This is a genomic window from Isoptericola sp. NPDC060257 (assembly GCF_042726645.1).
GTDB lineage: Bacteria > Actinomycetota > Actinomycetes > Actinomycetales > Cellulomonadaceae > Isoptericola > Isoptericola nanjingensis.
In genome coordinates this window covers 1-9,445 of the sequence record NZ_JBHXAW010000178.1, presented here as the reverse complement: position 1 = coordinate 9,445, position 9,445 = coordinate 1, and the positions used below count along the sequence as shown (strand labels likewise).

Here is a 9,445-nt window from a genome sequence, read left to right as displayed (position 1 = left end):
CACGGGAGTCGTCGCTCAGGAGACCTCGGCGACCCGCCAGCCGTCCGGCGTCCAGGCGAGACGCAACGTCGCGGTGCGCACGTCCGTCGCGGGGACGGCGGTGACCGTGCCGTCGGCGGCCACCTGCTCGTGCGCCGTCACCGCGTAGCGCACCACGACGTCCGCGGCGCCCCCGTCCCGAGGCACGCCCGATCCGTCCTCGTCGGTCATCTCCGGACGGGCGTCCTCCACCCGCGCCTCTGCGCCGCGCACGCGGGTGCGCGCCTGCGCGACGTCCTCGAGCAGGGCGACGTCCGCCTCGTGCGCCGGCGACCCGGGCACGTCCACCGTCCCCCACCGCGCCGGGTCCGCGTCCGGGTCCGCGATCAGCGCGACCCGCCGGCGGGTGAGCTCCGCGGCCGCGGCGCCGGGGTCGGCCCGGTCCCGCGTGGGATCGGCCTGCACCGCGTCACCCTGTGTCGCGCTGCGGTCGGTCTCCGGGATGTCGTCGGCGACCGGCAGCGGCGAGGCCGCCGGCGGCATGCCGACCGACGCGACGCCGGTCGCGGCCGCCCTGTCCGCTCCGTCGTCGGGCGCCCGGACCTGGACCGCGACCGCCGTCAGCACCACCACCGCGGCCGCCGCGCCGGCCAGGCCGAGCACGCGTCGCGCGGTCCCGGCACGGCGCGGGGCGGTCGCGCGCCGTGCGGACCTGCTCGCCGAGGGGCCGGCCCTGCTCCCGTCGGCGCGCCGGACCGCCCGCCTCCGGGACGCGCGGGCGGGCGCCTCCTCCGCCGCCGGCACCGCGGACCGCCGGCCCAGCGCCGCCGCCGCCAGCGCCGCGGGCTCCGGGAGCCGCACCGGCTCGGCGGCGACGGCCGCGTCCGCCTGGGCCGCGAGGGTGCCCGCCTCCGGACGCACCCGCGCGTCGGGTGCCGCCGCCGGGGCCAGCACGGCGCGCAGCGCGGCCGCGTCGTCGTCGCTGCGGTCGCCGAGCAGGTCCGCGACGAGCGTCGCGAGGGCGTGCACGTCCGCCGCCTCCGCCTCGGCGGCGTCGCTCGCGACCGCACCGGCACCGCAGACGTCGCCCGCGTCGGCCCGCGGGCGCAGGAGCGCTCCGCCTCCGGGGTCGAGCACCACGTCGTGCGCGCCCACGCTCCCCTGCCGCAGCCCGGCGCTGTGCAGCGCGGCGAGCCCGCGCGCCACGGCGACGAGGACGCCCGCTGCCTCCCGCGACGTCAGGCGGCCGCGGACGGCGAGCACGGTGGGCAGGTCGGTCGCGGCGCCGCCGCGCCGCACGGCCAGGGTCCCGTCGTCGCGCACGTCGACGGCCACCACGGGCTCCACGCAGGGGTGCCGGAGCGCCGCGAGCGCACGCACCCGCTCCACGAGGGCGTCGCGGGCGCCGGCGTCGGTCGGGATCGGCAGCGTCTGGGTGGCCACGGAGCCATCGAACACCTTCGCGGCCGCCCGGCGTCGCCGTCATCCACAGGCCACGTCAGAGGGTGAGACGACGCCCCTCGCGCGCGGACACCCGGGCGGCGTCCAGCACCTCGGCGGTGCGCACGGCGTCGGCCGGGTCGACGGGCGGGGCCTCGTCCCCGTGCAGCCACGGCCCCAGCGCCCGGTAGAAGTCGGCGTGGCCGCCCGGTGCCGCGGGCACCGCGCGCCGGTCGCGGCCGCGCGTGAGCCAGCCCACCGCGCCCTCGGGCGCGTCGTCGTCCAGCACCTCGAGCGGGGAGGCGTCCTGCTCGAAGGTCGTCACCAGGTAGGCGCCCGCCGACCCGAGCACGCGGGTCCGGGGGCCGGGGGCCCCCACGACGGACCCCGCCCAGAGCCGGGACACGACGGCGTGCGGGCTCGCCGCGCGGCCGCCGCCGGCCTCGTGCTCCAGGACGAGGAAGACGTCGTCCTCGGTGGGCGTGGTGAGCCGGCGGGTCTGCGCCCAGACGGACCGGACGGGGCCGAACAGCTGCGTCGCCGAGTCCACCAGGTGCGGGCCGAGGTCGAGCAGCAGCCCGCCGCCGACCGGGTCGTTCTCCTTCCACCGCTGCCGCGGGACGGGCCGCCAGCGCTCCCAGCGACGCTCGAACGTGTGCACGTCGCCGAGCTCCCCGGCGTCGATCAGGCTCGCCAGGGTGAGCTGCTCGGGGTCCCAGCGCCGGTTCTGGAAGACCGTGAACGGCGTGCCGGTGGCGGCCGCCTCCTCGACGACGGCGCGCGCCTGGTGCGCGTCAAGGCCGATCGGCTTGTCGAGCACGAACGGGATCTCCGCGCGGGCGAGGGCGGCGGCCTGCTCGGCGTGCAGGGTCGTGGGGCTCGCGACCACGACGAGGTCGTAGGCGCGGCGGGCGGCGATCAGCTCGTCGAGGTCCGACAGCAGCCGGGCCCCCGGCCAGTCCCCCGCGGCCTGGTTGCGCCGGCCGGGGTCGCGCGTCACGACCGCCGTCACCGGCAGCCCTGCCTCCGCCGCGAGGCGGGCGTGGATCTCCCGGCCCGCTCCCCCGTACCCGACGATCGCCAGGCGTGGCGGCGGTGCCGCCGTCCCGCCGTCGGTCGCGCCCGCCTCTGCCGCCTCGTCCGTGACCATGGCGTCCATCGTGCCCGACGGCGCGCCCGGCGCCCCGGCACCGCCCCGGCGAGCCATGCCGCCGGCGGGTGGTGACCATCCGGATCCTCCCGTAGACCGGAGGTGGGTCGGCGCGCGACCCACGGACGAGCCGGAGGGAGCCACGACGATGGCGACACGACTGAACCAGCCGGGCCTGGACCAGGCCCGCGCCCTGGTGCGCGAGGGTCGGGTGGTGCGCGACGAGCGCGACGACTGGAGCGAGCACGCCCCGAGCACGGACGCCGAGAACCGCTTCGTCGACCGTGAGGGCTGGACCGAGTTCCGGCACTGGCACCTGGGCGTGGACGACGACGAGAACCCGGAGACGAAGCAGGCGGTGTCGTTCCCCTACGGCGACCTGTCGAAGGTCCACCGGTGCGCCGTGGTGTCGCTGGAGAGCAGGGCCGGGCAGTACGACCACGACGACATCCGCGACGCCGCCCGCGCCCTGCTGGAGCTCATCGACTCGACGGCGTGACGGCGCGCTCCGGCGCGCGCGTGCCGCGGCCCAGGCGCGACGGCCACCAGACCCGGTCGCCGACGTCGTGCACGAGCGCCGGGACGAGCAGGCTGCGCACGACGAGCGTGTCCACGAGCACGCCGAACGCGACGATGACGGCGAGCTGGGCGAGGAACAGCAGCGGGATGACGCCCAGGGCCGCGAACGTCGCGGCGAGCACCACGCCGGCCGACGTGATGACCGAGCCGGTGACGGCCAGCCCGCGCAGCACCCCCCGTCGCGTGCCCACCCGCAGGCTCTCCTCGCGCACGCGCGTCATGAGGAAGATCGAGTAGTCGACCCCCAGCGCCACGAGGAAGCAGAACGCGTACAGCGGCACCGCCGGGTCCGCGCCCGGGAAGTCGAGCACATGGTTGAACACCACGGCCGAGACGCCGAGGGCGAACCCGAACGACAGCACGTTCGCGGCCATGAGCAGCACCGCGGCGAGGACCGACCGGAGCAGTAGCACGAGGATCAGGAGGATCACGGCGAGCACCACGGGCACGATCACGCGCAGGTCGTGCTGGCCGGCGAGCTGCGTGTCCAGCCGCTCCGCGGCCGCGCCGCCCACCAGCGCGTCCGGGCTGACCTCGTGCACCGCCGTGCGCAGGTCGGCCACCGCCTCGACTGCCGCCTGGCTGTCGGACGGCGCCTCCGTGGTGACGTCGACGCGCACCTGCCCGTCGACGACCAGCGGGTCGCCCTGGGCCGGCATCCCCGGCGCGGTGGCCGGCTGGTCGGTGACGACGGTCGCCGCCGTGATCCCGGCGGAGCCCTCGGCCGCCTCCACGACGGCGTCGGCGTCCGCCTCGGGGGCGATGACGATCGCGGGCTGCGCGGACACGCCCTCGAAGTGGCGGGTGAGCGCCTCCTCGCCGTCCACGGAGTCGACCTGCGTGAGGAACACCTCCGAGTCGCCCGTGCCGTTGGCGTCGAGCGTCGGGACGAAGGCCGCCCCGCCCGCGAGGACCACGGCGGTGACGACCCACACGACGCGGTCGTGCCGCCCCACGAAGCCGGCGACGCGCGACCACACGCCGTGCCCGGCGACCTCCACGTGCGTGTCGTCGGCAGCGTCACCCACCGTGTCGGCGGTCGTGTCAGCGGCCGTGTCACCGTTCGACCTGGCGACCGCCACGGCGCCCGTCGCCGGGTCGAGCGACTCCGGGTCGAGCGACTCCGGGGCGGCCGGTTCCGGGGCGTCGGGCGCGTCGGAGTGGCGGCCGAGCGCGTGCGGCACGCGGGGCCAGAACACCCACCGGGCGCGCCGCCCGCCCACGAGCAGCATCGCGGGCAGGAGGGTCGTCGCGGACAGGAACGCGGCGACGATCCCGATGGCGGCGACCGGCCCGAGGCTGCGGTTCGACGACAGGTCGGACAGCAGAAGGCACAGCAGCCCGACGATCACCGTGCCCGCGCTGGCCGCGATCGGCTCGATCGAGGCGCGGACGGCGCGGCGCATCGCGGTGTAGGGGGAGCTGGTGGCCCGCAGCTCCTCGCGGTACCGGGCCACCAGGAGCAGGGCGTAGTCGACCGAGGCGCCCACGACCAGGATCGACAGGATGCCCTGCGACTGGCCGTTCAGCGTCAGCACGTCGTTCGCGGCGAGGTGGTAGACCGCCAGCCCCGCGAGGCACAGGGCCAGGACCGCCGTGAGGATCACGACGAACGGCAGGAACGGCGAGCGGTAGACGAGCGCGAGGATCACCAGGACGGCGCCGAGCGCCACGAGCAGCAGCACGGTGTCGATCGCGCCGAAGGCGCTCACGAGGTCCGCGACGAAGCCCGCGGGTCCGGTCACCCAGGCGTCGAGACCGGTCCCGGCGAGGCCGCCGTCGGAGGCGTCCGCGGCGACGAGCGTCCGGAGGGCCCCGACGGCGAGCTCCGAGCCGCTCGTCTCGTCGGCGCCGAGGTCCTCGGAGGCCTGGGCGGCGTCGAGCGAGACGACGACGAGCGCGGCCTGCCCGTCCTCGGACGGCACCACGACGGGGTCGGCGATGCTCAGCTCCCCCACTGTGCGCGGCTCGTCGCCCGACGTCCCGCCGAGCGGGGCGTCGGCGATCGAGTCCGCGAACGCCCGGACGTCGGCGAGCTGCTCCTTCGTCAGGTCGGACCCGTCCGACGTCTCGGCCACGACCAGGGCGGGCAGCGTCTCGGAGTCGGTGAACTCCTCGGCCAGCGCTGCGGCCTGCGTGGACTCGGCGCTCGCGGGCAGGAAGGCCGCGTCGTCGTTGGTCTGGACGCTGCTCAGGCTGCCCTGGGCCTGCCCCCCGAACGCGCCGATCGCGAGCCACACCCCGATCGCTGCCAGAATGACGAGGCCCCGCAGCAGACCTCGACCCCGATTGCCCCGCGCCCGATTACTCAGCATGCTGAGTATTCTGAGGGCGGACCAGGGAGGAAGCAAGTGCAGCACCACGAAGCGCGTGACACCGCGGCAGCGCCCGGCACCGCTCCCCACGCGTGGCCCGACCCGGTCGACCCCACCAGCGACGACCCCGGCCAGTGGCCCACCGGCCGGCTGCTGTTCACCGTCGTGCGCCGCATCGAGCACGACTGGAACGCCCACCTCGCGGGCTGGAACCTCAACCACGCGGGCTTCCCCGTGCTGCTGCACCTGTTCGCCGGGCCCCGGACGCAGCGCGAGCTCGCGACGCTCAACGGCGTCACCGAGCAGACGATGAGCCGCATCGTCGCGCGGTTGGAGCGCGCCGGCTACGTCACCCGCGGTGAGGACCCCCGCGACCGCCGCCGCCGCGCCGTCGCGGTCACCGACCCCGGCCGCCGCGCCGCCGCGGAGGCCGGCCGGCTGCAGCCGGCCGAGGACCTCACCGCCCGCGGCCTCGCCGACGACGACGTGGCCCGGCTGCGTGAGATCCTCGTCACCCTCGTGCGGGCGCAGCGCGACGCCGAGGACTGACCGCACGGCAAGGGGCTAGCCTCGGCCGGGTGGACGTGATGACGCTGCCCGGACTGACCGACTACCACGAGGCGTGGGAGCTCCAGCGCCGCGTGCACGCCGACGTCGTCGCCGGCGACCGCCCCGACACGCTGATCGTCGTGGAGCACCCCGACGTCTACACGGCCGGGCGGCGCACCCACCGCGACGAGCGCCCCACCGACGGCACCCCCGTCGTCGACGTCGACCGCGGCGGCAAGATCACCTGGCACGGCCCCGGGCAGCAGGTGGTCTACCCGATCCTGCGGCTCGCCGAGCCCATCGACGTCGTCGCGTACGTCCGGGCGCTCGAGGAGGCCGTCATGGAGGTGTGCGCCGGGTTCGGTCTCGCGACGATCCGGGTCGAGGACCGCACCGGCGTCTGGTTCGCCGCCGACGGCGACCGCCTCGAGCGCAAGGTCTGCGCCATCGGCGTCCGCACCGCCAAGGGCGTGACGATGCACGGCATCGCGCTCAACTGCGACCCCGACCTGACCCGCTTCGACAGCATCGTGCCGTGCGGCATCACCGACGCCGACGTCACCTCGCTGACCATCGAGACCGGTCGGCACGTCACGCTCGACGACGTCCGCGCGCCGCTCGTCGACGCCCTCACCCGCCACCTCGACCCGCTGCGCGCGACCCCCACGGCAGCGGTCGCCGCGCCGGGTGTTGCTGAGGTCACGTCCACACGGTGAGCAGGTCGCGGCGCCCGGGCGCGCCGCTCACGTACTCTGACGAGGTCCGGCGGTCAGGGTCCGCACAGGTCAGTCACGCCGGACGTCCACCTGCTCGACGACGACCGGGAGACACCCGTGACGATCGCACCCGAGGGCCGCCGCATGCTGCGCATCGAGGCCCGCAACGCCGCCACCCCCATCGAGAAGAAGCCCGAGTGGATCAAGACGAAGGCCACGATGGGCCCCGAGTACCGGGAGCTCAAGGGCCTGGTCAAGGGCGAGGGCCTGCACACGGTGTGCGAGGAGGCGGGCTGTCCCAACATCTTCGAGTGCTGGGAGGACCGCGAGGCCACGTTCCTCATCGGCGGTGACCAGTGCACCCGCCGCTGCGACTTCTGCCAGATCGACACGGGCAAGCCGGCCGACTTCGACGCCGACGAGCCGCGCCGCGTCGCCGAGTCCGTGCGGACGATGGGCCTGAAGTACTCGACGATCACCGGCGTCGCCCGCGACGACCTGGCCGACGGCGGGGCGTGGCTCTACGCCGAGACCGTGCGCCAGATCCACGCGCTCAACCCCGGCACGGGCGTCGAGCTCCTCATCCCCGACTTCAACGCGATCCCCGAGCTGCTCGACGTCGTCAACGAGTCGCGGCCCGAGGTCATGGCGCACAACGTCGAGACCGTGCCGCGCATCTTCAAGCAGATCCGCCCCGCGTTCCGCTACGAGCGCTCGCTGTCCGTGCTCACCCGGGCGCGCGAGGCCGGCCTGGTCACCAAGTCGAACCTCATCCTCGGCATGGGCGAGACGATCGACGAGGCCCGCGACGCGCTGCAGGACCTGCACGACGCCGGCTGCGACCTCGTGACGATCACGCAGTACCTGCGCCCGTCGCTGCGCCACCACCCGGTGGACCGCTGGGTGCGCCCGGAGGAGTTCGTCGAGCTCTCCGAGGCGGCCGAGGAGATGGGCTTCCTGGGCGTCATGGCCGGGCCGCTGGTGCGCTCGTCATACCGCGCGGGCCGCTTGTGGGGCCAAGCGATGACGCGCCGCGGCCTGCCCATCCCGGAGTCGCTCGCGCACCTCGCGGAGCCGACGACGTCGCGCCAGGAGGCGGCGAGCCTCCTTGCCCCGCGAGCCCACTAGACTTGACGACCATGGCCCGCACCAAGTCCGACGCCGGCGCGCCCGCTGACGCCACCGGCAAGCAGAAGAAGCCCAAGAAGCAGCGCTGGTACCACCAGGTGTGGGCCGCGTACCAGATGACGCGCAAGCAGGACCCCACGGTGACGTGGCTGCTCCTCGGCGTGTTCGTCGGGGTCCTCGCGGTCGTCGCCGCGATCGTGCTGCTGCTCGACCTGCCGACCGGCTTCCAGATCCTGTACATCGTCGTGCTCGGCGTCCCGTTCGCGGCGCTGGGCGCGATGTTCGTCCTGACACGCAAGGCCGAGAAGGCTGCGTACACCCAGATCGAGGGCCAGCCTGGCGCCGCCCGTGCGGCGCTCGGCACCGTCCGCGGCGGGTGGGAGTTCGCGGACGAGCCGGTCGCGATCAACCCGCGCACCCAGGACTTCGTGTTCCGCGGCGTCGGGCGGCCGGGCGTCGTCCTCGTCTCCGAGGGCCCGTCGCACCGGGTGCAGCGCCTCCTCGAGGACGAGCGCCGCAAGACGGCGCGCGTGCTGCCGAACGTGCCGATCACCCTCATCCAGGTCGGCAACGAAGAGGGGCAGGTCCCGCTGCCCAAGGTCGCCAAGAAGGTGCAGAAGCTCAAGCGCAGCCTGACCAAGCCCGAGGCGGAGCAGGTCAAGAAGCGCCTCAAGGCGCTCGGCGGCGCGCGCCTGCCGATCCCCAAGGGCGTCGACCCGATGCGGGCGCGCCCGGACCGCAAGGGGCTCAAGGGCCGCTGACCGGCGCAGGTCCCACGAGATCGACCCACCCGCTGCGAGATCGACCCACCGACGGTCGACGTCGCGACGGGTGGGTCGATCTCGTTGCGACGGGTGCGGTCGTGGCGGCGTCAGCGGCGGACGAGGACCGTCCCGGCAGCCCGGTCGTGCAGGCCGCGCCCGTCGCGGTCCCACACGACGGCGGGGATCACGAGGCACAGCAGCAGGGTGCGCACCGCGCCGCGCGCGAAGCCCGGCGCGACACCGTCGGGGGCGCCCAGGGCGCGGACCTGCATGCCCAGGAGGCGGTGGCCGAGAGTGAAGCCCACGGTGCTGACCAGCAGCAGGTTCTCGAGCGCGAAGACGCCGAGGGTGACCCACGAGTTCAGCTCGGCGAACGACACCGGGCTCGTCACCAGGTAGGCGATCAGCGTCGCCACCGCCCAGTCGACGACGAGGGCCACGGCCCGGCGTCCGAGCCGTGCGAGCGACCCCGGGCCAGTGTCAGGGAGCCCCAGGCGTCCGCCGCTCCCGGCGTCGTCGCGACGCCCGCCCTCGAGCCACGACCCGACGTCTTCTCTCGAGATGTCCTCCGGCGATGCCATACGTCAAGGCTACGCGGCGCCGGGAGGACGACCGCCGTAACGTGTTGGAAACAATCGCGCCATGCCGGAGAAACGCCGTCACCCTACGGTCGTGGTCGTCGAGCGGCGAGCACCGGCCCGTCGCGCCCGTCCTTCGGAACCGTCCGGCGGCACCGACCGAACGGCACCATCCACGCAAGGAGTGCATGCATGTTCACGAACGCCGAGGAGGCCATCGCCTTCACCCGTCGCGAGGGGGTGGAGT

9 protein-coding genes are annotated in these 9,445 nt (G+C 75.1%); 5 read left to right on the top strand and 4 right to left on the bottom strand.

Annotated elements, in window-relative coordinates; translation table 11 throughout:
• Nucleotides 1–15 precede the first annotated feature (15 nt).
• Nucleotides 16–1,422 (bottom strand): hypothetical protein, encoded by a 1,407-nt coding sequence (locus ACFWEK_RS14490; RefSeq protein WP_430554496.1) that lies wholly within the window; start codon nucleotides 1,420–1,422, stop codon nucleotides 16–18.
• Nucleotides 1,423–1,477: 55 nt separating this feature from the next.
• Nucleotides 1,478–2,569, bottom strand: coding sequence for a Gfo/Idh/MocA family protein (locus ACFWEK_RS14485; RefSeq protein WP_430545190.1), 1,092 nt, complete (start codon nucleotides 2,567–2,569; stop codon nucleotides 1,478–1,480).
• Between the two features lie 148 nt (nucleotides 2,570–2,717).
• Between ACFWEK_RS14485 and ACFWEK_RS14480 the strand changes: the two genes are divergently transcribed.
• Nucleotides 2,718–3,068, top strand: coding sequence for a hypothetical protein (locus ACFWEK_RS14480; RefSeq protein ID WP_430545189.1), 351 nt, complete (start codon nucleotides 2,718–2,720; stop codon nucleotides 3,066–3,068).
• On the opposite strand, the gene ACFWEK_RS14475 is transcribed toward ACFWEK_RS14480, so the two are convergent.
• Entirely contained in the window at nucleotides 3,049–5,463 is a 2,415-nt protein-coding gene (locus tag ACFWEK_RS14475; RefSeq protein WP_430554495.1) for an MMPL family transporter, read from the bottom strand. The two genes, ACFWEK_RS14480 and ACFWEK_RS14475, sit on opposite strands and share 20 nt — an antisense overlap.
• A gap of 36 nt (nucleotides 5,464–5,499) precedes the next feature.
• On the opposite strand from ACFWEK_RS14475, the gene ACFWEK_RS14470 reads away from it, so the two are divergent.
• The 4 genes from ACFWEK_RS14470 to ACFWEK_RS14455 all read left to right on the top strand — a co-directional run bounded on the left by ACFWEK_RS14470 (nucleotide 5,500) and on the right by ACFWEK_RS14455 (nucleotide 8,617).
• Nucleotides 5,500–6,012 carry a MarR family winged helix-turn-helix transcriptional regulator gene (locus ACFWEK_RS14470; RefSeq protein WP_430545187.1) on the top strand — a complete coding sequence of 171 codons (513 nt, stop codon included), beginning with the start codon at nucleotides 5,500–5,502 and terminating at the stop codon, nucleotides 6,010–6,012.
• Nucleotides 6,013–6,050: 38 nt separating this feature from the next.
• Complete coding sequence (gene lipB, locus ACFWEK_RS14465) at nucleotides 6,051–6,728, top strand: lipoyl(octanoyl) transferase LipB (RefSeq protein WP_430545602.1); 678 nt, start codon at nucleotides 6,051–6,053, stop codon at nucleotides 6,726–6,728.
• A gap of 117 nt (nucleotides 6,729–6,845) precedes the next feature.
• On the top strand, nucleotides 6,846–7,856 hold the full coding sequence (gene lipA / locus ACFWEK_RS14460) for a lipoyl synthase (RefSeq protein ID WP_430545186.1): 1,011 nt from the start codon (nucleotides 6,846–6,848) through the stop codon (nucleotides 7,854–7,856).
• Nucleotides 7,857–7,867: 11 nt separating this feature from the next.
• Nucleotides 7,868–8,617: a DUF4191 domain-containing protein gene (locus ACFWEK_RS14455; RefSeq protein ID WP_430545185.1), complete on the top strand. Its 750-nt coding sequence runs from the start codon at nucleotides 7,868–7,870 to the stop codon at nucleotides 8,615–8,617.
• Between the two features lie 110 nt (nucleotides 8,618–8,727).
• On the opposite strand, the gene ACFWEK_RS14450 is transcribed toward ACFWEK_RS14455, so the two are convergent.
• A complete protein-coding gene (locus tag ACFWEK_RS14450; protein WP_430545184.1) occupies nucleotides 8,728–9,201 on the bottom strand; it encodes an RDD family protein in 474 nt (157 codons plus the stop codon).
• Between the last annotated feature and the right edge of the window lie 244 nt (nucleotides 9,202–9,445).